This window comes from Streptomyces sp. PL-29 (genome assembly GCF_058344425.1).
Genome location: NZ_CP136996.1, coordinates 5,535,364 through 5,554,934, shown reverse-complemented (window position 1 = coordinate 5,554,934; position 19,571 = coordinate 5,535,364). Strand labels below are relative to the sequence as shown.

Annotated in this window: 18 protein-coding genes; 3 read left to right on the top strand and 15 right to left on the bottom strand. The window is 73.6% G+C overall.

The window, feature by feature from the left end:
• The first annotated feature begins 17 nt into the window (after positions 1-17).
• On the top strand, positions 18-698 hold the full coding sequence (locus R4Z63_RS25545) for a hypothetical protein (protein ID WP_384446631.1): 681 nt from the start codon (positions 18-20) through the stop codon (positions 696-698).
• An 11-nt stretch (positions 699-709) separates the two neighbouring features.
• The gene (locus R4Z63_RS25540; protein ID WP_384446741.1) at positions 710-1,222 is read left to right on the top strand and encodes an FBP domain-containing protein; all 513 of its coding nucleotides are present in this window, start codon (positions 710-712) and stop codon (positions 1,220-1,222) included.
• A gap of 33 nt (positions 1,223-1,255) precedes the next feature.
• Here the strand turns inward: R4Z63_RS25540 and R4Z63_RS25535 are convergent, their stop codons facing one another.
• The gene (locus tag R4Z63_RS25535; RefSeq protein WP_384446633.1) at positions 1,256-2,818 is read right to left on the bottom strand and encodes an MFS transporter; all 1,563 of its coding nucleotides are present in this window, start codon (positions 2,816-2,818) and stop codon (positions 1,256-1,258) included.
• 83 nt (positions 2,819-2,901) lie between these two features.
• Between R4Z63_RS25535 and R4Z63_RS25530 the strand changes: the two genes are divergently transcribed.
• Positions 2,902-4,959 (top strand): S9 family peptidase, encoded by a 2,058-nt coding sequence (locus R4Z63_RS25530; RefSeq protein WP_384446635.1) that lies wholly within the window; start codon positions 2,902-2,904, stop codon positions 4,957-4,959.
• A 133-nt stretch (positions 4,960-5,092) separates the two neighbouring features.
• Here the strand turns inward: R4Z63_RS25530 and R4Z63_RS25525 are convergent, their stop codons facing one another.
• The 14 genes from R4Z63_RS25525 to R4Z63_RS25460 form a co-directional block, all read right to left on the bottom strand.
• Positions 5,093-6,106, bottom strand: a complete 1,014-nt coding sequence (locus R4Z63_RS25525; RefSeq protein ID WP_384446743.1) for an ABC transporter ATP-binding protein — start codon at positions 6,104-6,106, stop codon at positions 5,093-5,095.
• A 23-nt stretch (positions 6,107-6,129) separates the two neighbouring features.
• Positions 6,130-7,134: an ABC transporter ATP-binding protein gene (locus tag R4Z63_RS25520; RefSeq protein ID WP_384446637.1), complete on the bottom strand. Its 1,005-nt coding sequence runs from the start codon at positions 7,132-7,134 to the stop codon at positions 6,130-6,132.
• Positions 7,134-8,120: an ABC transporter permease gene (locus R4Z63_RS25515; RefSeq protein WP_384446639.1), complete on the bottom strand. Its 987-nt coding sequence runs from the start codon at positions 8,118-8,120 to the stop codon at positions 7,134-7,136. Before R4Z63_RS25515 ends, R4Z63_RS25520 begins: the two co-directional genes overlap by 1 nt.
• Positions 8,117-9,070, bottom strand: a complete 954-nt coding sequence (locus tag R4Z63_RS25510; protein ID WP_384446641.1) for an ABC transporter permease — start codon at positions 9,068-9,070, stop codon at positions 8,117-8,119. The genes R4Z63_RS25515 and R4Z63_RS25510 overlap by 4 nt, the downstream gene beginning before the upstream one ends.
• 22 nt (positions 9,071-9,092) lie before the next feature.
• Positions 9,093-10,835: an ABC transporter substrate-binding protein gene (locus tag R4Z63_RS25505; RefSeq protein WP_384446643.1), complete on the bottom strand. Its 1,743-nt coding sequence runs from the start codon at positions 10,833-10,835 to the stop codon at positions 9,093-9,095.
• A gap of 351 nt (positions 10,836-11,186) precedes the next feature.
• Positions 11,187-11,423, bottom strand: a complete 237-nt coding sequence (locus tag R4Z63_RS25500) for a hypothetical protein (RefSeq protein WP_037915220.1) — start codon at positions 11,421-11,423, stop codon at positions 11,187-11,189.
• A 321-nt stretch (positions 11,424-11,744) separates the two neighbouring features.
• Entirely contained in the window at positions 11,745-12,455 is a 711-nt protein-coding gene (locus R4Z63_RS25495) for a GntR family transcriptional regulator (protein ID WP_384446645.1), read from the bottom strand.
• Positions 12,456-12,525: 70 nt separating this feature from the next.
• The gene (locus R4Z63_RS25490; protein WP_384446745.1) at positions 12,526-13,434 is read right to left on the bottom strand and encodes an ornithine cyclodeaminase family protein; all 909 of its coding nucleotides are present in this window, start codon (positions 13,432-13,434) and stop codon (positions 12,526-12,528) included.
• 38 nt (positions 13,435-13,472) lie between these two features.
• Entirely contained in the window at positions 13,473-14,492 is a 1,020-nt protein-coding gene (locus R4Z63_RS25485) for a proline racemase family protein (protein ID WP_384446647.1), read from the bottom strand.
• Positions 14,489-15,493, bottom strand: a complete 1,005-nt coding sequence (locus R4Z63_RS25480) for a proline racemase family protein (RefSeq protein ID WP_384446649.1) — start codon at positions 15,491-15,493, stop codon at positions 14,489-14,491. The genes R4Z63_RS25485 and R4Z63_RS25480 overlap by 4 nt, the downstream gene beginning before the upstream one ends.
• Before the next feature lie 20 nt (positions 15,494-15,513).
• Positions 15,514-16,428 carry a dihydrodipicolinate synthase family protein gene (locus tag R4Z63_RS25475; protein ID WP_384446651.1) on the bottom strand — a complete coding sequence of 305 codons (915 nt, stop codon included), beginning with the start codon at positions 16,426-16,428 and terminating at the stop codon, positions 15,514-15,516.
• A gap of 75 nt (positions 16,429-16,503) precedes the next feature.
• A complete protein-coding gene (locus R4Z63_RS25470) occupies positions 16,504-18,072 on the bottom strand; it encodes an FAD/NAD(P)-dependent oxidoreductase (RefSeq protein ID WP_384446653.1) in 1,569 nt (522 codons plus the stop codon).
• Positions 18,053-18,364 carry a (2Fe-2S)-binding protein gene (locus R4Z63_RS25465; RefSeq protein ID WP_037915203.1) on the bottom strand — a complete coding sequence of 104 codons (312 nt, stop codon included), beginning with the start codon at positions 18,362-18,364 and terminating at the stop codon, positions 18,053-18,055. Before R4Z63_RS25465 ends, R4Z63_RS25470 begins: the two co-directional genes overlap by 20 nt.
• Entirely contained in the window at positions 18,364-19,539 is a 1,176-nt protein-coding gene (locus R4Z63_RS25460) for an NAD(P)/FAD-dependent oxidoreductase (protein WP_384446656.1), read from the bottom strand. Before R4Z63_RS25460 ends, R4Z63_RS25465 begins: the two co-directional genes overlap by 1 nt.
• Between the last annotated feature and the right edge of the window lie 32 nt (positions 19,540-19,571).

Sequence of the window (19,571 nt, the reverse complement as noted above, 5' to 3'; positions counted from 1 at the left end):
CCGGCCATCATGGCCGGATGGACGAGGAGATTGCGGGCCGGCTGTCGCCGTACGTACGCAGGCCGAAGCGCGCGTTGCTGCCCGGCTCGCCCGCCCCGCTGCCGCTGCGGCGCCGGATCGGCGACTTCTTCCTCTTCCGCTTCCTCACCGCGCTGCCCGACGACCTCGCCGACGCCGTGGCCGCGCTCCTCGACCCCTTCCAGCGGACCGCCCGCCTGGCCGGGCGGCTCCTGCACGGACCGGCCCTGCGCGGCGGCTGGGCGAGCCGGGCCGGGCGCTTCGCCCTGGCCCTGCACGGCTTCCACTGGGCGCACTGGCAGGCCGAGACCGAGGGGCCCGGCGGCCTGTTCACCGCGCGGCGCATCGACGGCCCGGTGGCCGCGGGCACGGTGACGGCGCGGCCGCCCTGGGGCCGCGGCGACCCGGCCCGCGGGGCGCACACCGCCGTCTGCTCGCTGCGCCGCGTCCCCCGGCTGCGCCGCCGGCCGGCCCGGGTGGACCTGGTGTTCACCGACGGCTCGTGGCTGGCCCTGCGGATGGGCAGCCGGGCGGACGCGGCCCGGCTGCGCGCCGCGCTCGGGCCCGCACGGAGCACGGAGGCACCGGGTGCGACGCCGCCGCCGTCCGCGCCGGCGGGTGCGCGCGGGGCCGGCCCCGGGCCGGAAATCGGGGTGCGGGCCGGCCGGGACACACCATAGGGTCGATGCCCGTGGAACCACTCAGCGAGAAACAGATCCGCACATCCTTCGTGAACTGCACCAAGGGCGAGGCGGCGCGCCTGCGCCTGCCCCTGGACTTCTCCGAACTTCCCTGGGAGGACCTGGACTTCCTGGGCTGGGTCGACCCGGGCGCTCCGCTGCGGGCCCACCTCGTGCTGCCCCGGGAGGAGGGCCCGCTGGGGATCTCGCTGCGCGTGCCGTCGGTGGGCCGCACCAGCGCGGTGAAGTCCAGCCTGTGCCAGATCTGCCTGACAGGTCACGCCTCCTCCGGGGTCACCCTGCTCGCCGCGCCGCTGGCGGGCGCCCGCGGCCGCGAGGGGAACACGGTCGGCACCTACGTCTGCGCGGACCTGGCCTGCCCCCTGTACGTCCGCGGGAAGCGGCAGCCGAAGCTGCGCGGCGGGCGGCAGGAGGAGTCGCTGACCGTGGGCGAGCGCCTCGCCCGCATGGAGGCCAACCTGAACGGCTTCGTCTCCCGCGTCACCGGGGTCACGGTCGGCTGAGCCGCCCGCGCCCGAACCTGCCGGATGTGGCCGTCAGATGCGGTCGGCCGCCGGTTTGTGGTTGCCCTGGAGGCGTTCGAGGTCGGAAGGGCGTACCTGGATGACGAACACCGCGATCGCCGCACCGACCAGGGTGAAGAGGGCCGCCACGACGAAGGCCGCGCTGATGCCGGAGGTGAGCACCTGGTCGCCCCACGGCTTCGGGAGCTGGCCGGTGCGCTCGAAGAAGGCCTTCTGTACGGGGCCGGCCGTGGCGAGGAAGTCCGGCACCAGTTCCTTGGCCTCGTTGCGACTGGCCGTGCCGTACACGGTCACCAGGATCGACAGGCCGAGGGAGCCGCCCACCTGCTGCATCGTGTTCAGCAGTCCGGATGCCGCTCCCGACTCTCGGTCGGGGACGTTGGACAGGGCCATCAGCGTCAGCGAGACGAACTGCAGGCCCATACCGAGGGCGAAGAGCAGCATCGGGCCGAGGATGCTGCCGAGGTAGGTGGAGTGGACGTCGGTTTGCGTCAGCCAGGCGAGACCGGCCGCCGAGGACAGTGCGCCGCCGACCATGAATGGTTTGGGCCCGAACTTCGGCAGGAGCTTGGCGGTGAGGCCCGCACCCACCGCGATCACCGCGCTGACGGGCAGGAAGGCGAGGCCGGCCTGGATCGGGCTGAAGCCGAGCACGATCTGGACGAAGAGGGTCAGGAAGAAGAACATGCCGAAGATCGCGCAGGCGAGCATGAGCATGATCCCGTAGGTTCCGGCCCGGTTGCGGTCGGCGAACATGTGCAGCGGGGTGATGGGCTGTGGCGACCGCCGCTCGTTGAGGACGAAGAGCGTCAGCAGGACCACGGCGGCTCCGAAGGAGCCGAGCGTCACCGGGTCGCGCCAGCCTTCCTGGGAGGCCCGGATGAAGCCGTAGACGAGCGCGACCATGCCGAGGGTGGACAGCAGCGCGCCGGCGAAGTCGAAGTGGCCGGGGTGGCGTTCGGACTCGCGCAGGACCTTGGAGGCCAGTACGGCGATCACCAGCGCGATGGGGACGTTGACGAAGAGGACCCAGCGCCAGTCGAGCCACTCGACGAGGACACCGCCCGCGAGGAGTCCGATCGCGCCGCCGGCCGCCGAGACGCCGGCGAACACCCCGAACGCCTTGTTGCGGTCGGGTCCTTCGCGGAAGGTGGTGGTGATCAGCGCGAGGGCCGTCGGCGAGGCGATGGCGCCGCCGACGCCCTGGAGGGCGCGTGCGGCCATCAACTGTCCCTCGTTCTGGGCGAGTCCGCCGAGGAGCGAGGCCAGGCCGAAGAGCAGCACGCCGAAGATGAAGACGCGCTTGCGGCCGAGGATGTCGCCGGTGCGTCCGCCGAGGAGGAGCAGGCCGCCGAAGGCGAGGGTGTAGGCGTTGACGACCCAGGAGAGGCTTTCGGTCGAGAAGTTCAGCGCGGTCTGGATGTGCGGCAGCGCGATGTTCACGATGGTGATGTCGAGAACCACCATGAGCTGGCAGGACGCGATGACGACCAGGGCGAGTGTGCTGCCGCCTCCCCGGACCGCGCCGTCCTTGCCGTCGGTCCGTCTGCTGCTCGGCGTTGCGTTCGGGTCCACCCTCCCGACGCTAAGCCCGCACCCCTGGGGCCACCACTCGAACGGCCTAGTGGTGGTGACATTTCACATGTCACACTACGATCATGGATGACTTCCTCAGGCTCTCCGCGAGCACGGCCCGATTCACCCACGGCGCCCCGCGGGCACTGTCTTTCGGGGACGACGGCCGCCTCCTCTGGTTCCTCCGGTCGACCGGACCCACCGACGCCTTCGACAGCCTCTGGGTGCTCGACACCGCCACCGGCGCCGAGATCCGGCTTGCCGATCCGCGCGACCTGTGCCCCGAGCCCGGCACCCTCCCCACCGCCGAACGCCGGCTGCGCGAGCGGACCCGCCTCGTCGCCGCCGGGATCGGCTCCTACGCCCTCTCCGGCGACGGGCGCCGCGCCGCCTTCGCGCTGTACGGCAGGCTCTACGAGGTCACCGCCGCGGGCGCTGGATCCGGGACCGTCAGGGAGATCCCCGCCGCCGGACCCGCGCTGGACCCGCGTCCCAACTCCGACGGCTCGCGCACCGCCTACGTCGCCGACGACGCCCTGTACGTCGCCCCGGGCGGCCGGGTCAGCCCCGACGACGGAGCCCGCTGGGGCCTGGCCGAATTCGCCGCCGCCGAGGAGCTCGGCCGCTCCCGGGGCCACTGGTGGTCGCCCGACGGAGTCACGCTGCTCGCCGCACGCGTCGACGAATCCGCCCTCCAGCGACGGTGGTTCGCCGACCCCGCCCACCCCGAGCTGCCGGCCGAGGACTTCGCCTACCCGGAGGCGGGCGGCCCCAACGCCGAGGTGCAGCTCTGGGTGCTCGGGGAGACCCGGGTACGGATCGAGTGGGACTGCGAGACCTACCCCTACGTCTCCGACGCGGGCTGGGAGTCGGCCTCGGAGATCCTGCTGACGGTCCAGGACCGGCTCCAGCGCACCGTGCTGCTGCTCTCCGCCGACCCGGCCACCGGCCGCACCCGGGAGCTGTCCCGCACCACGCACCCCCAGTGGGTGGACCCGCTGGTCCCCGGCACTCCGGCCCGCCTGCCCGACGGGCGGATGTTGACCGCGGCCGACACCCCCGACGGGGCCGCCCGGGCCCTCGCCGTGGACGGAGCACTCCTCACCGCGGACGACGTCCAGGTCCGCGGGGTGGCCGGGGTCCACGAAGGCCGGCTGCTGGTCGAGGCCGGACTGCGCGATCCGGCCGAACAGCAGGTGCTGCTGCTGGACACCGCCACCGGGGAGGTGACCCCGCTCGCCGACGGTCCCGGCGTCCACAGCGCGACCGCCTCGGCCGGCTTCCTGCTGCTGACCTCCGCCGACGCCGACGGCGTGCGGCGCGTCCTACGGACCCCCGACGGGCGGGAACTGGTCCCGGCCGACCTGTCGCAGCCACTGCCGTACCGGGTGGCCCCGGTCCTGGAGCGGGTCACCGAGTACGGCGTGCCCACCGCGCTCGTATTGCCCCGCGGGCACGTCCCCGGGCGGAAGCTGCCCGTCCTGATGGACAGTTACGGCGGTCCCGGTGCGCAGGACATCACCGCCGACCCGCGCCGCTGGCAGCACCGCCAGTGGTGGGCCGACCAGGGCTTCGCGGTGGTGACCGTCGACAACCGCGGCACCGCGTACGTCTCGCCCTCCCACACCCACGCCATGTACCGCGGCTTCTCCGAGGTCACCCTGGACGACCAGGTCGCGGCACTGCACGCGCTGGCTGCGCGCCACGGCGAGCTCGACCTGGGCCGGGTCGGCGTCCGCGGCTGGTCCTACGGCGGCTACCTGTCGGCGATGGCCGTACTGCGCCGCCCCGACGTCTTCCACGCCGCGGCCGCCGGGGCCGCGCCGACCGACTTCCGGCACTACGACACCGCCTACACCGAGCGCTACCTGGGCCTGCCCCAGGACCACCCGGAGGTCTACGACCGGGACTCGCTCCTGCCCGACGCCCCGAAACTGACCCGGCCGCTGCTGCTGGTCACCGGCCTGGCCGACGACAACGTCCACCCGTCGCACACCCTGCGCCTGTCGCAGGCCCTGACGGACGCGGGCCGCCCCCACCAGCTGCTGGCCCTCCCCGGCGTGACCCACATGACCCCGGGGGGCACCCGCGAGAAGATCATGGCGTTGGAACTCGACTTCTTCCGGCGCGCACTCGCCTGACGGTCCTGCGGCGGGGCGGCCGTGGCCGCAAGTCCGGGGTGCCCCGCAGCGGTGCCGCCTCCACCGGAGCGGTCGGGGGACCCGGGGGGGCGATCGTGTCGGCCCCCGGGTCCCCCGCTTCCCGTGATCCCCGTCAGTCACCCGGGAAGTGGCACGCCACCTCTCGCGAGGCGGCAGGACGCAGCAACGGGCGCTCCGTCCGGCAGATCTCCTGGGCCTTGGGGCAACGCGGGTGGAAGGTGCAGCCCGGAGGGGGAGCGGCCGGGCTCGGCGGATCGCCGAGCAGCACGATCCGCTCCCGTCGCCGCTCCGCCGCCGGGTCGGGCAGCGGCACGGCGGACAACAGCGCCCGGGTGTAGGGGTGCTGGGGGGTCTCGTAGAGGGACGCCTTGTCCCCGATCTCGACGATCCGGCCGAGGTACATGACGGCGACCCGGTCGCTGACCCGCTTGACCACCGACAGGTCGTGCGCGATGAACACGTAGGCCAGGCCCAGTTCGGCGCGCAGGCGCTCCATCAGGTTGACGATCTGCGCCTGGACGGAGACGTCGAGCGCGGAGACCGGTTCGTCGGCGACGATCAGCCGGGGGCTGGTCGCCAGCGAGCGGGCGATGCCGATGCGCTGGGCCTGGCCGCCGGAGAACTCGTGCGGGTAGCGGTCGATGTGCTCGGGGATCAGCCCGACGAGTTCCATCAGGTCGGCGGCGCGGCGCCGGGCGTCACCCGCGCTCCAGCCCTGCACCAGCAGTGGTTCGGAGATGATCCGGGCCACGGTCTGCCGGGGGTTCAGCGAGGAGTGCGGATCCTGGAAGACCATCTGGATGTTCTTGCGCAGCGGGCGCAGGGAGCCCTGTGAGAGGCGGCTGATGTCCTCACCCTCGAAGACGATCCGGCCCGAGGTGGGCTCCAGCAGCCGCACGAGCATCCGCCCGGTGGTGGACTTCCCACAGCCCGACTCCCCCACCAGGCCCAGGGTCCGACCGGCCGCCAGGTCGAAGGAGACCCCGTCGACGGCGCGCACGGGCGCCCCCCGGCGCCCGGTCGCGGACCGCCGGCCGGGAAAGGTCATGGTGAGGTCCCGTACGGACAGCAGTGGTGCGCCGGTCGGGCCGCTCGCCCCGGTCGTGGTATCGGTCGTGGCGTCCATCGTGCTGCCGTTCGCGGTGCCGGTCATCGGGCCACCTCCTGTGCTGGTGCGGCGGGGGCCCCGGCGAAGTGGCAGGCCACGGTCCGTCCGGGCCCGTCCCCGTACGCAGCCGGATCCGGCCGCTCGCCGGTGCAGCGTTCGGCCGCCCGGGGGCAGCGCGGCGCGAAGGCGCAGCCGGGCGCGGGTGCGAGGAGGGACGGCGGGGACCCGGGGATGAAGGGGAGCGGTTCGTCGTCGGCGGTGTCGAGGCGGGGCAGCGAGTCGAGCAGCCCCCGGGTGTAGGGGTGGGCGGGATCGGTGAAGAGCGCCTCGACGGGCGCCTGTTCGACGGCGCGTCCGCCGTACATGACCAGGACCTCGTGGGCGACGCGGGCGACGACGCCCAGGTCGTGGGTGATCATCACGACGCCGAGTCCGCGCTCCTGCTGGAGCCTCGCGATCAGTTCGAGGATCTGCGCCTGCACGGTGACGTCCAGGGCTGTGGTCGGCTCGTCGGCGATCAACAGGTCGGGTTCGCAGGCCAGGGCCATGGCGATCATCGCGCGCTGGCGCATGCCGCCGGAGAACTGGTGCGGGTACTCCCCCGCCCGGCGCGCCGGTTCGGGGATGCCGACCTCGCCGAGCATGTCGACGGCTCGTCTGCGCGCGGCGGCCCGTCCAGCCTTGAAGTGCACCCGGAAGTGTTCGGCGATCTGCTCGCCGACGGTGTAATAGGGGTGCAGGCTGGAGAGCGGGTCCTGGAAGATCATGGCCATCCGGCGGCCGCGCACGGTGCCGAGCTCGCGCTCGCTCAGGCCGATCAGCGGCCGTCCGGCGAGCGTGACGGAGCCGCCGACCTCGACGGAGCCGCGGTGCAGGCCCATGACGGCGAGCGAGGTGACGGACTTGCCGGAGCCGGATTCGCCGACGATGCCGAGGGTGCGTCCGGCCTCGACGGTGAAGCCGACGGAGTCGACGGCCCGGACGGTCCCCCGAGGGGTGGTGAAGGTGACGCGCAGGTCGCGTACTTCGAGGAGCGGATCGGCCATCAGTACCTCACTCTCGGGTCGATGACGGCGTACAGGAGGTCGACGACGAGGTTGGCGACGACGATGAAGAAGGCCGCCAGCAGGGTGACGCCGAGGACCACGGGCTGGTCGGAGCTGACGAGGGCGCCGTAGAAGAGCCGTCCGATGCCGGGGAGTCCGAAGATCGACTCGGTGATCACGGCGCCGGCGAGCAGCCCGCCGAGGTCGATGCCGAAGAGGGTCAGGATCGGCGTCATCCCGGAGCGCAGGCCGTGTTTGACGACGACCGTCCGCTCGGGCAGGCCCTTGGCGCGGGCGGTGCGGATGTAGGGCTCGGCCATCGCCTCGATCATCGAGCCCCGGCTCTGGCGCGCGTACATGGCGGCGTAGAGCAGCGCGAGCGCGGTCCAGGGCAGGAGCAGGTTCGAGGCCCATCCGAGCGGGTTGTCGGTGAAGGGTTGGTAGGCGGGGTAGGGCAGCAGTCCGGCGATGCGGATGACGCCGTGGATGAGCATCACCGCGGTGAAGTACACGGGCAGCGAGGCGGCGGCCACGGCACCGACCATCAGGGCCTTGTCGGTGGCGGTGTCCTTGCGCAGGGCGGCGGTGACCCCGGCACCGAGGCCGAGAAGGAGCCACAGCACGGCGGCGCCGAGGGCCAGGGAGGCGGAGACGGGGAGCCGGTCCATGAGCAGGTCCCACACGGGCAGGGAGCTCTCGTACGAGTAGCCCAGGCAGGGGAAGTCGCAGGTGACGGCGTACTGGCCGGTGCCGAGGGTGCGGCCGGTGAAGATGCCGGTCAGGAAGTCGGCGAACTGCTTGACCAGGGGCTGGTCGAGGCCCAGGTGGACGCGTACGTCGGCCAGCCGCTCGGCGCTGCAGGTCTTGCCGCAGGCGGCCGCGGCCGGGTCCGCGGGCAGGACGTAGAAGATGAGGAAGGTGACGGCCGTGATGGCGAGGAGCACTCCGGCGAGGGCGAGCAGCCGGCGGGCGAGGTAGAGGATCACGTGCGCCCTCCCCTCGGGTCGAGGATGTCGCGCAGCGCGTCGCCGAGCAGGGTGAAGGCGAGCACGGCGAGGAAGAGGAAGACGCTGGGGATGACGAAGTACATGGGGTCGGTCTCGTAGTAGGCGACGGACTCGGCGATCATCTGGCCCCAGGAGGGGGTGGGCGGGCGGACGCCGACGCCGAGATAGCTGAGAGCCGCCTCGGTGCTGATCATCCCGGGGATGAGCAGGGTGGTGTAGGCGATGACGGGGCCCGCCACGCCCGGCAGGACCTCGCGGGTGAGGATGCGCCAGGGGCCGGCGCCGCCGACGCGGGCGGCGTCGACGTACTCGCGGTGTCTGAGGGAGAGGGCCTGGCCGCGGACCACCCGGGCGATGCCGGGCCAGCCGAAGAGGCCGATGACCACGGTCATGAGGACGAGCCGGTTGACGTCCTTGGCCACGGACAGCATGGCGATCATGAAGATCAGGGAGGGGAAGGACATGGTCAGGTCCATGAGCCGGGACAGGGCCGCGTCGGTGCGGCCGCCGAAGTAGCCGGCGGCGATCCCGGCGGCGGTGCCGGCGAGGACCACGATCGTGGTGGCCGCGAAAGCGATCAGGAGGGAGACCTGCGCGCCGTGGACGACCCGGGCGAACAGGTCGCGGCCGGTGACGGGTTCCACGCCGAGCCAGTGCTCGGTTCCGATCCCCCCGAAGGAGCCAATCGGCTGGCCCCCGAGATAGGGGTCGACGGCATTCTTGTCGAACTCGTGCGGGGACCAGCCGCCGAGCGCGCCCAGCCAGGGCGCGGTGGCGGCCATCAGGACGAAGAGGCCGACGATGGCGAGGCTGACGCGGACGGCGGGGCGGCGGCGGAGCTCCTGGCGGGCGAGCTGCCAGGGACTGCTGCCGGGCGCCGCCGCGGGCCGGTCCGGGGCGGCGGCGCGGGCCGCTGCTGTGGTGGTCATGGGGTCGGGGGCTCCGGATTCCTCAGCCCTGGCTCTTCGCGGGGTCCTTGAGGCCGACCGTGGCGTAGTCGATGGTGCCGGTCCACACGGGGTGGCCGAAGGCGCCCGCGATGTTCGTGCCGACGAGGAGCGGCTTGCGCTCCAGCAGGATCGGGACGTTGGGGGACTTGGCCATCAGGGTCGCGTCGAGGTCGATCCAGGCTTGGTTGGCCTGCTGGGCGTCGGCCATGGCGCTGATTTCGTCGATGCGCTTGATGACCTCCTCGTCGCGGAACTGGCTGTAGTTGCCCTGGTTGCCCTTGGGCTTGATGGTGCGTCCGTCGAAGACGAAGGGGATCCAGGTGGAGCCGGAGGGGTAGTCCGGGCACCAGCCGGTGAGGGTCATGTCGGGGGTGGTGGACAGGTCTCCGATGACGTCGTAGTAGGCGCCGGGGTCGACGGTGTCGATGACGACCTCGATGCCCGCACGGGACAGGCCCTGCTGGATGGCCTCGGCCTTGCCCTTGTCGCCGGTGGAGACGGAGAGGGAGACCTTCAGGGTCTCCTTGCCCGCGGCCTTGAGCAGTTCCTTGGCCTTGGCGGGGTCGCCGGCCGGGGGGATCTTCAGGGTGTCGGCCTGCTTGCCGCCGGAGAGGGCCGGGGGCAGGTAGGCAGTGGCAATCTCGTTGAGGGCGGGTCCGCCGCCCGCCGTGACGACGGCCTCCTTGTCGACGGCGTACTGCATGGCCTGGCGGACCTTGGGGTCGTCGAAGGGGGCGCGTGAGTTGTTGAGGTGCAGCATCTCGGTGCAGCCTTGGGACTCGGCGAGCAGCCGGGCCTTGACGTCGGGCTTGGGCAGCACCTTGGGGGCGCTCTCGGGGCGCATGTCGGCGTACTGCACGGTGGAGGCGTCGGCCCCCTCGCCGGCGATGATCCGGTCGTCGATCTGGCCGCCCTTGAGGCCCATGACGACCACGAACTTGTCCGGATAGGCCTTGCGGACGGTGTCGGTGCCCGGGTCCCAGTGCTCGTTGCGGACGAGGACGAGCTTCTTGTCGCGGTCGTACGACTCGATCTTGTAGGGGCCCGACGAGAACGGGCGGGCGTCGTACTGGGTGCCCTTCTCCTGGGACTGGGGCACCGGGGCGAAGGTCGGCAGGGTGGCGGTCGCGGAGAACTCGGCCACGGGGCGCTTGAGTTCGAAGACGATCGTGCGGTCGTCCGGGGTCTTGACGGAGTCGAGGTGCTGCCCCTGGAGGGGCCCTTTGTAGCCGTCGGTGCCGGCCAGGTACTGGGCGGCGTAGTCGGGGCCGCCGGTGAGGTCGGGGGCGAAGGAGCGCTCGACGTTGTACTTGACGTCCTGGGCCCTGACCGGGCTGCCGTCCTCGTACTTCACGCCTTCCTTGAGGGTGAAGGTCCAGGTGCGGCCGCCGTTGGAGGGGGTTCCGAGGTCGGTGGCGAGGTCGGGGACCAGCTCGCTGCCCGCCTTGCCGGGCTCGGCCTTGAACGTGACGAGCGTGCGGTAGAGCAGGCGGGTGCCGAAGTCCATGGTCGGCATGACCCAGTTGCGGGCGGGGTCGAGGTGGGCGAAGTCCTGGTTGGACAGGACGGTGAGGGTGCCGCCCCTGACCGGGGTACCGCCGAGGATCTTGCCGTCGTTGGCGGCGGCCGGGTTCGAGGCACCGGCTCCCGCCGAGCCCTTCCCGGTGCCGGAGCAGCCCGAGGCACCGAGTGCGAGTGCGGCCACCAGGGCGGTGGCGAGGGCGAGTTGGGTGCGCTTGGTCATGGGTCACTCCAGGGAAGGGCACGCTCAGCGGCTCTACGATGTGACCGGTAACATAGTAATGTGAAATTGCACTGACAAGGGGTTGGGCCTGCCGTTATGCAGCCGTGTCCGAGCTCCGCCAGTCCGTTGCGGCCGATCGGCCCGCGTGCGCCTGCCGTTGGTGAGGGTGGCGGCCGACGTCAGGCCGTCCGGGCCGTGGCGGGCTGCCGGGGTCGCGCGCTGCGCGAAGAGGCGGCGGACGGGTGGGACCACCGGTCGGGTCGGTGGTCGGTGGGGCCGGGGGGCGGCGGTCCGGGTGCCCCCCGGCCCGCCCCCTCGACGCCGGCGCCGTGGACTTCGCGGCCACCGCACTCAGCCCGGGGTCAAGCCGGTGTGCGGGCCCTCCGTGCACAGCCGCAGGCCGAGGCGGGACCGCAGGGCCCGGGCGGTGGTCCGCACCTCGTCGTCCATCGCGCCGTCCGCGACGACGTCGAGCACGGCGAGGGCGAGGTCGGCCTCGGCCCGGGTGAGGAGGGGGAGTCGTTCGGGTTCGGCCGTGGATTCGATCTCCTCGGCCACGATGCTGGTGTACAGGTCGTCGAGCGTCACGTGGGGGCAAACGCTTCGGCCGGAGCCCGGTCACGGGCGGGGAGAGGGACTTTGCCGCCCGATGACCGACCCGGCCGGATGCGCCGGGCGGCTCCGGTCGGCGCTGGGGAACGGCCCTTCTCGCGCATCCGCCCGATCGGGTCGACCGTCCCGGCGGCGTACCTCGTGAACATCGGAGCCCGCTCGGACCGGTCGGCCGTGGCGGCCTCCGCGGGCCGCCGCGGCCGATCTGGTCGAGGGCCGACCGCCCCGATGGCCGGCTGCCGCCTTTCGGACCTCGAAGCGGCCGTCGGCCTCGCGGCACGTCACCGGATCACGGCGTCAGCGCACCGGGCCCAGGCCACCCAAAGTGCGTCCCACCGGTTCGTCGCGGCCCTGGGCCCACAGGGAGCGGACGTGGCCCAGGTGGCGCAGCATGCAGGCCTCCGCCGCCTTCGCGTCTCCATTGATCATCAGATCCAGCAGTTCCAGGTGCTCCTCGGCGGAGGAGACCAGCTTGCCCGCCTCGTCCAGTCCGGTCAGCCCGTAGAGGCGGGAGCGCTTGCGCAGGTCGCCGACGGTCTCCACGAGCCGTTCGTTGCCCGCGAGGCCCAGCAGCGTCAGGTGGAAGCGGCGGTCGGCCTCCAGGTAGCCGATGAGGTTGTGTTCGCGGGCGCTGGTGACGATCTCCTCCGCGACGGGGCGCAGTTCCTCCAGTTGTTCGGCCGTGGCCGTCTTGGTGATCCGGCCGATGGTCGGCACCTCGATCATGGTGCGCAGCTCGGTGTACTGGTCGAGGTCGCGCTCGCTGACCTCGGTGATCCGGAAGCCCTTGTTGCGGACCGGTTCGACCAGGCCCTCCCGTGCCAGGTCGAGCATGGCCTCGCGCACCGGGGTTGCCGACACGCCGAGTTCGGCCGCGAGGCCGGGGGCGGAGTAGACACTGCCGGGGCGCAGCTCGCCCGCTATCAGAGCGGCTCGGAGGGCGTGCCCGACCTGGTCGCGGAGTCGTTCCTGGGCCTTGATGAGACTGTGCTGCTTCAGGTCACCCATTGCGTTTCCTCCGAGACCCTTTCACCTGCCGATGAGCAGGGCAACAGCGTACAATGTCACGTTGCGCTGCTCACACTCCAGCGGCCTCGTAGAGCGCGACCGCCACGGCAAGATCTTCCCAGGCCATGCCCACACTCTTGAAGAGCTGTGGACAACCCCGCTCCCCGCCGACCGGCAGCTGTCCGGCGACCAGGTCCGCGAGCGTGCCGGTGATGTGCCCCGGCCCGATGGCCCCCTCCGCCTCCGGGACGAGCAGATCACCCGCCTCTCGCAGCGCGGCCGCCCGCGACTCCACGTACACCGCCGCGCGTCGCACGAGGGCGGTGTCGGTCTCCCGGGCGGTCGGCTCGTGCGACCCGACCGCCACGACCACCGCGTCCGGCCGCACGAGCCGCCCGTCGAAGAGCGGTTCGCGGGCCGTGGTGCAGCAGACGACGAGGTCGGCGTCGGCCACGTCCCCGGGGGTGCCGGTCCGGGCGGGCGGACCCAGAGTGCGGGCGTGCGCCGCAAGCCGTTCGGCCCGCTCCCCGTTCCGGGCGACCACCACCACGCACTCCACCACCCGCTCGGCGAGGACGGCTTCGAGGTGGCCGTACGCCTGCGGGCCGGAGCCGAACAGCACCACGCGCAGCGGGCGCCCGGCCGGCGCCAGGTGGCGCAGCGCGAGCGCCGAGACCGCCGGTGTGCGCAGGGCGGTCAGGGCCGCGCCGTCGAGCAGGGCCAGCGGGCGCAGGGTGGGACCGTCCAGCAGGAAGTAGGAGCCGGTGATGCGGGGCAGCCCGCGGGCCGGGTTCCCGGGCGCGACACCGGCGATCTTCACCCCGGCGTAGGCGCCGGACGCGGCCGGCATCAGCAGCAGTTCACCGTCGCCGGGGACGGCGATCGCGGAGCGCGGGGGGCAGCTCTCCGGGTCGAGGCCGCCGCGCAGGGCGGCGGCCAGGGCGTCGGCCGCCGCGGCCGGGCCGAGCAGCGCGGCCATGGCCCCGGCGTCCAGCTGGGGTGTCCCGGCTTCCCCCGTCACAGCAGGAACCCGGCGCCGAGGGCGTCGTGCGGGTCGACGCAGAAGGCGTGTTCACCGGTGCGGTAGGCGCTGCCGGTCACCTCGGTGACCCCGCCGTCCAGCATCCGGCCGGTGAACACGGTGCCGGTGACGGACTCGCTCAACAGGTCCTCGCCCGGGCCGAGCCGTCCGTCCTGGGCGAGCAGGGCGACCCGCGTCGAGGTGCCGGAGCCGCAGGGCGAGCGGTCGACCTGCCCGTCGGCGAAGACGGTCACGTTGCGCTGGTGCGGCCCGAACGGCGTGTCGGGCAGGTCCTCGTGGAGGATCACGCCGTAGACCCCGGACAGCAGCGGGCCGTCGGGGTGCCAGGTGGCGGGATGGCCGGCGAGGGCGGCCCGGATCTCCTGCCCGGCGCGCACCAGCGCGGGCAGCGCGGCGCGCGAGACCTCCAGGCCGAGATCGCGCGCCCGGACGGAGGCGTAGCAGGCGCCGGCGTGCGCGATGTCCGCCTCCGCCAGTCCCACCGAGGTCGCCACGGGCACCTTCCGGGCGCTCACCCGGGCCGGGACGTTGCGGAAGGTGACCCCGGTGGTGCGTCCCCCGCCGCGGTGGACGGTGGCGGTCACCCGCCCGGACGGTACGTCGATCCGCACCGGGGCGTCCCCGTCGTCCGGGGCGGGGACCCGGCCGCTGTCCACCGCCCAGGCCCCGAGGGCCATGGTGCCGTGGCCGCATGCCGTGGAGTAGCCGTCCTTGTGCCAGAACAGGACACCGAAGTGGGCCCCGTCGTCGTCGGCGGGAACCACGAACCCGCCGTACATCCCGGCGTGGCCGCGCGGCTCCTGGACCAGCAGCCGCCGTACGTCGTCCAGCGCGCCCCGGCGCGGCGCGGTGCCCGATCCGCCGGGGCCGATGGCGGTGGCACAGCGCTCGGCGACGGTGTCCCCCGGCACGGGCGGCATGCCCTCGCCTGCGGTGTCGACGATCCGGAAGGGCTCGCCGGCGGTGTGGTAGTCCACCGTTCGGACGCTGATCACAGCAGGAAGCCTCCGGGGAAGGGGTCGGACGGGTCGAGGAAGTACTGGGCGGTACCGGTGATCCAGGCCCGACCGGTCACGGTCGGCACCACGGCGGGCAGTCCGCCGACGGTGGTGTCCGCGACCAGCCGGCCGGTGAACTCGGTGCCGATGAAGGACTCGTTGACGAAGTCGGAACCGAGCGCGAGGAGTCCCCGGGCGTGCAGCTGGGCCATCCTCGCGCTGGTGCCCGTACCGCAGGGCGAGCGGTCGAACCATCCCGGATGGATGGCCATGGCGTGCCGGGAGCGGCGGGCGTCGGAGCCGGGAGCGGCGAGGTAGACGTGCTTGACGCCGGCGATGGAGGGGTTCTCGGGGTGGGCGGGCCGGTCGGGGCCCGCGTTGATGGCGTCCATGACGGCCAGCCCGGCGGCGAGCAGGTCGTCCTTGCGGGTGCGGTCGAAGGGCAGCCCGAGGGAGTCGAGTTCGACGAAGGCGTAGAAGTTGCCGCCGTAGGCGAGGTCGTAGGTGACCGTGCCGTGGCCGGGCACGTCGGCCTTGAGGTCGAGTCCGACACTGAAGGAGGGGACGTTGGTGAGGGTGACGGCGGTGGCCGCGCCGTCCTCCACCCGCACGTCGACGCTCACCAGTCCGGCCGGGGTGTCGAGCCGGACGGTGGTGACCGGTTCGACGACGGGCACCATGCCGGTCTCGACCAGGACGGTGGCCACTCCGATGGTGGCGTGCCCGCACATGGGCAGCAGGCCCGACACCTCGATGTAGAGCACGCCGTAGTCGGCGTCGGGGCGGGTCGGGGGCTGCAGGATGGCGCCGCTCATGGCGGAGTGCCCGCGCGGCTCGTACATCAGCAGGGTCCGTACGTGGTCCATGTGCTCGATGAAGTGGAGCCGCTTCTCCGCCATGGTGGCGCCGGGGACCACTCCGACTCCCCCGGTGACGACCCGGGTCGGCATGCCCTCGGTGTGTGAGTCCACCGCGTGGTAGACGTGGCGCGTGCGCATCAGGGGTCCCCTCCTGCTGGTTAGTTCAGTCCCTCGGCGAGGGCCTTCTCGGTGGCGGCGCGGACGGCGGCCTCGGTGTCGCCGGTGAGTGGGAAGCGCGGCGGGCGGGTGGCGCCGCCGGGGCGGCCCGCCAGGTCCATGGAGAGCTTGATGGCCTGGACGAACTCGGTCTTGGAGTCCCAGCGCAGCAGGGAGTGCAGGGACTTGTAGAGCGGCAGGGCGGTCTCCAGGTCTCCGGCGACGGCGGCCCGGTAGAGGGTGGCGCAGGAGCGCGGCAGGGCGTTGGGGTAGCCGGCGATCCAGCCGACCGCGCCCGCGAGCGCGAGTTCGAGGAGGACGTCGTCGGCGCCGATGAGCAGGTCGAGGCCCGGGGCGAGTTCCGCGATCTCGTAGGCGCGGCGCACGTCACCGCTGAACTCCTTGACGGCGACGATGGATCCGTCGGCGTGCAGCCGCGCGAGCAGGGAGGGGACCAGGTCCACCTTGGTGTCGATGGGGTTGTTGTACGCGACCACGGGCAGCCCGGCGCGGGCGACCTCGGCGTAGTGGGCGCGTACGGTCTCCTCGTCCGCGCGGAAGGCGTTGGGCGGCAGCAGGAGCACGGAGCCGGCGCCGACCTCGGCGGCCTGCTCGGCCCAGCGGCGGGCCTCGGCGCTGCCGTAGGCGGCGACGCCGGGCATCACGCGGGCGCCGTCGCCGGCGGCCTCGACGGCGGTACGCACGACGCGCGCCCGCTCCTCGTCGGTGAGGGTCTGGTACTCCCCGAGGGAGCCGTTGGGGACCACGCCGTCGCAGCCTCCCTCGATCAGCCAGGCCACGTGCTCGGCGTAGGCGTCGTAGTCGACGGTGAGGTCCTCGCGCAGGGGGAGCGCGGTGGCGACCATGATTCCGTGCCAGGGACGGGTGCGGGGCGCGGGGGTGTGCGCGTGGGTCATGAGAGGCTCCCTAGTGTGGTGTGTGACATTTTACTAGTGGGTGCGGTGCGGCCACAAGGGCCACGCCACCCCCGATCAGCGGTCGGTGGCGGGAAGTCCGGCGAGGTCGCGCAGCGGGACCGGACAGGAGAGGGGACGGCGGTCCGCGGCGGGTTCCGCTCCGGCCAGGGCGGCGACGGCCGGACCGCACATGCGGCCCTGGCACCAACCCATGCCGGCCCGGGTGAGGAGTTTGACCGTACGGGCGTCCCGCGCCCCGAGGTCACCGGCCGCCTCGCGGATCCGGCCGGCCGGGACCTCCTCGCAGCGGCACACCACGGCATCGTCCCGGAGCCAGCCGGTCCAGCCCGCGCCCGGCCGGTGGGCCGCGGCCATCGCGTCGGCGAAGGCGCGCAGCCGGTCGCGGCGGCGGGCGAGGCGGGGCAGGCGGGCCCCGTCGCCCGGGGCCGGCCGCCCCGGGCGCAGCGCCGCCGCGACGGAGTGCGCGGCCAGCTCGCCTTCGGCCAGGGCCAGCTGGGCACCGCCGATGCCGCCGGTCTCCCCCGCGGACCAGATGCCGGGGACCGAGGTGCGCTGCCCGGCGTCGACCTCCAGGGCGACGGTGCCGTCGAGGCCGGTCCGGGTGGCGCACCCGAGTCCGGTGGCGAGTTCGAGCTGGGGCACAAGCCCGTGGCCGACGGCGAGCGCGTCACAGGGGATCCGGCGGGCGGTGCCGGGCAGCGGACGCCAGTCGCGGTCGAGTCGGGACACGGTGACGGCCTCGATCCGGCCGGTGCCGTGGGCCTGCGTGACGGCGTGCCGGGTCAGCAGCCGGACGTGGCCACGGGCCAGGGCTCCCCCGTAGGCGGCGGCCTCGACGAGCTTGCCGGGATTGCGCAGCAGCGCGGGCACCTGACCCGCGTACGCGGTGTAGGCGGCGGCCTCCACCACGGCGGGCACGGCGGCTCCGGCGGCGGCGAGGGACCCGGCCACCGCGAGCAGGAGCGGACCACTGCCGGCGACCACCACGCGCCGGCCCGGCAGCACCAGTCCGCCCTTGAGCATGGCCTGCGCCCCACCGGCCCCGACCACTCCGGGCAGCGTCCAGCCGGGGAAGGGCAGTTGGCGCTCGTAGGCGCCGGTGGCGACGAGCACGGCGCGGGCCGCGACCGCCGCGGCCCGCTCGTCGGGGGCGTGGCCGGCGACGGCGTGCAGGGTCCAGCCGCCCTCTCGCGGTGCCACCGTCCACACGTGATGGAGCGGCAGGTAGACGATCCGGCCGGCCGACTCGTGGGCGCGCAGGGCGGCCGCGCGGGCCGCAAACTCGGCCCAGCCGTGGTGCAGGGCCTCGGGGCGGGCGGCACCGAGGCCCGGTGCGGGGTGGCGGTAGTACTGCCCGCCGGGGGCGTCGCCCGCGTCGAGGAGGGCCACTCGGAGTCCGAGCCCGGCGGCGGTGACGGCCGCGGCCAGTCCGGCCGGCCCGGCCCCGACCACGGCCAGGTCGACCTGCTCGGCACCGCCCGGCGCGCCGGACGCGGCGGACGCAGACGGCTGTGCGGACGGCTCCGGGGGCCGGGACGGACCGGCGGACGCAGACGGCTGTGCGGATCCGGGCCGGCCCACGGCGCGGGGCGGCTCGGCGGGGTCAGACGGCGAGGTCGGCATGGCCGGTTCCCTCCTGGGTGGTGACGGCGTCGCCGGGCCGGGCGGGGACCAGGCAGGCGCGCTGGTTCGGGCGGCCGTTGACGGTGACGAGGCAGTCGTAGCAGCTGCCGATCCCACAGAAGGCGCCGCGCGGCGCGCCGCCCTCCCGGGTGGTGCGCCAGGCGAGGATCCCGGCGGCCCAGAGCACCGCGGCGACGCTCTGGCCGGGCAGGGCGGGCAGTTCACGGCCGTCGAAGGTGATCTCGTACGCGGCCGCCGGGCTGCCGCCGACCAGCGAGCGGGGGCTGCGCATCAGGAGTGCTCCTCGGGGGTGTCGGCGGGGATCGGGCCGGCGCCGAAGCGGTCCGGGCGGAAGGGGTGGGCGGGCAGCGGGGGTTCGGCCCCCGTCAGCGCGGCGGCGATCATCAGCCCGGTGGCCGGGGCCAGGCCGATGCCGGCGCCCTCGTGGCCGCAGGCGTGCAGCAGTCCGGGGCGGCGGGGGTCCGGGCCGATCGCCGGGAGGTGGTCGGGCAGGTAGGGGCGGAAGCCGTGGTAGGTGCGCAGGACCCGCACGCCGGACAGGACGGGGAAGAGCTCCGCGGCCTGGGAGGCCAGCCGGCGCAGCGCCTCGGTCGACAGGCTCCGGTCGAAGCCGACCCGCTCACGGGTGGCGCCGATCAGGACCGGTCCCGAGGGGGTGCCCTCCACCACGGCCGAGGACTGCAGGGCGGCGGAGCCGCTGGCGACGTCCGCGATGTAGTCGGCCGCGTAGACCTTGTGCCGGACCACTCGCGGCAGCGGTTCGGTCACCAGGACGAAGCCGCGGCGCGGGAGGACGGGCAGGTCGGTGCCGGCCAGCGAGGCGATGTGCCCGCCCCAGGTGCCGGCCGCGTTCACCACGGCGGGGGCCCGGAGTTCGCGGCGGGGGGTGCGGACGCCTCGCACGACGCCCCGGTCCAGCAGGACCTCCGTCACCTCCTCGCCGAGGTACGCCGCGGCGCCCGAGGCGGCCAGCAGCCGGGCCGCGGCCTGCGCCGGCTGGACCTGTGCGTCCTGCGGGTAGTGGAATCCCCCTGCCAGGTCCGGGGCCAGGTGGGGCTCCAGGTCGTGCAGGGCGTGCGCGGGGACCTCGACCGCGTCGACCCCGGCCGCGCGCTGGCCCTCGGCGAAGCTCCGCAGGGCCTTCACGGTGGCCTCGTCCGGGGCGACGACGAGCCCGCCCTTGGGCTCGTACTCGACCTCCCGCGGGAGGACCTCGGCCAGTTGCGTCCACAACCGCGCGGAGAGCAGGGCGAGGTCGCGTTCGGGGCCCGCCTCCTTGTCGGAGACGAGCAGGTTGCCTTCGCCGGCGCCGGTGGTGCCGCCCGCGACGGGCCCGCGGTCGACGACGGCCACGGAGAGTCCGGCGCGGGCCGCGTAGTAGGCGCAGGCCGCTCCGACGACGCCGGCACCGATGATCACGACGTCCAGAGGATGTCTCTTGAGCACGACAGTAATATGTCACATTCTTTAGTGCCTGC

Coding starts and splice junctions, on each gene's coding strand:
- R4Z63_RS25545 (WP_384446631.1), top strand. CDS start 18: ATGGACGAGGAGATTGCGGGCCGGCTGTCGCCGTACGTACGCAGGCCG.
- R4Z63_RS25530 (WP_384446635.1), top strand. CDS start 2,902: ATGGATGACTTCCTCAGGCTCTCCGCGAGCACGGCCCGATTCACCCAC.
- R4Z63_RS25525 (WP_384446743.1), bottom strand. CDS start 6,106: ATGGACGCCACGACCGATACCACGACCGGGGCGAGCGGCCCGACCGGC.
- R4Z63_RS25520 (WP_384446637.1), bottom strand. CDS start 7,134: ATGGCCGATCCGCTCCTCGAAGTACGCGACCTGCGCGTCACCTTCACC.
- R4Z63_RS25510 (WP_384446641.1), bottom strand. CDS start 9,070: ATGACCACCACAGCAGCGGCCCGCGCCGCCGCCCCGGACCGGCCCGCG.
- R4Z63_RS25505 (WP_384446643.1), bottom strand. CDS start 10,835: ATGACCAAGCGCACCCAACTCGCCCTCGCCACCGCCCTGGTGGCCGCA.
- R4Z63_RS25495 (WP_384446645.1), bottom strand. CDS start 12,455: ATGGGTGACCTGAAGCAGCACAGTCTCATCAAGGCCCAGGAACGACTC.
- R4Z63_RS25490 (WP_384446745.1), bottom strand. CDS start 13,434: ATGGCCGCGCTGCTCGGCCCGGCCGCGGCGGCCGACGCCCTGGCCGCC.
- R4Z63_RS25480 (WP_384446649.1), bottom strand. CDS start 15,493: ATGCGCACGCGCCACGTCTACCACGCGGTGGACTCACACACCGAGGGC.
- R4Z63_RS25475 (WP_384446651.1), bottom strand. CDS start 16,428: ATGACCCACGCGCACACCCCCGCGCCCCGCACCCGTCCCTGGCACGGA.
- R4Z63_RS25470 (WP_384446653.1), bottom strand. CDS start 18,072: ATGCCGACCTCGCCGTCTGACCCCGCCGAGCCGCCCCGCGCCGTGGGC.
- R4Z63_RS25465 (WP_037915203.1), bottom strand. CDS start 18,364: ATGCGCAGCCCCCGCTCGCTGGTCGGCGGCAGCCCGGCGGCCGCGTAC.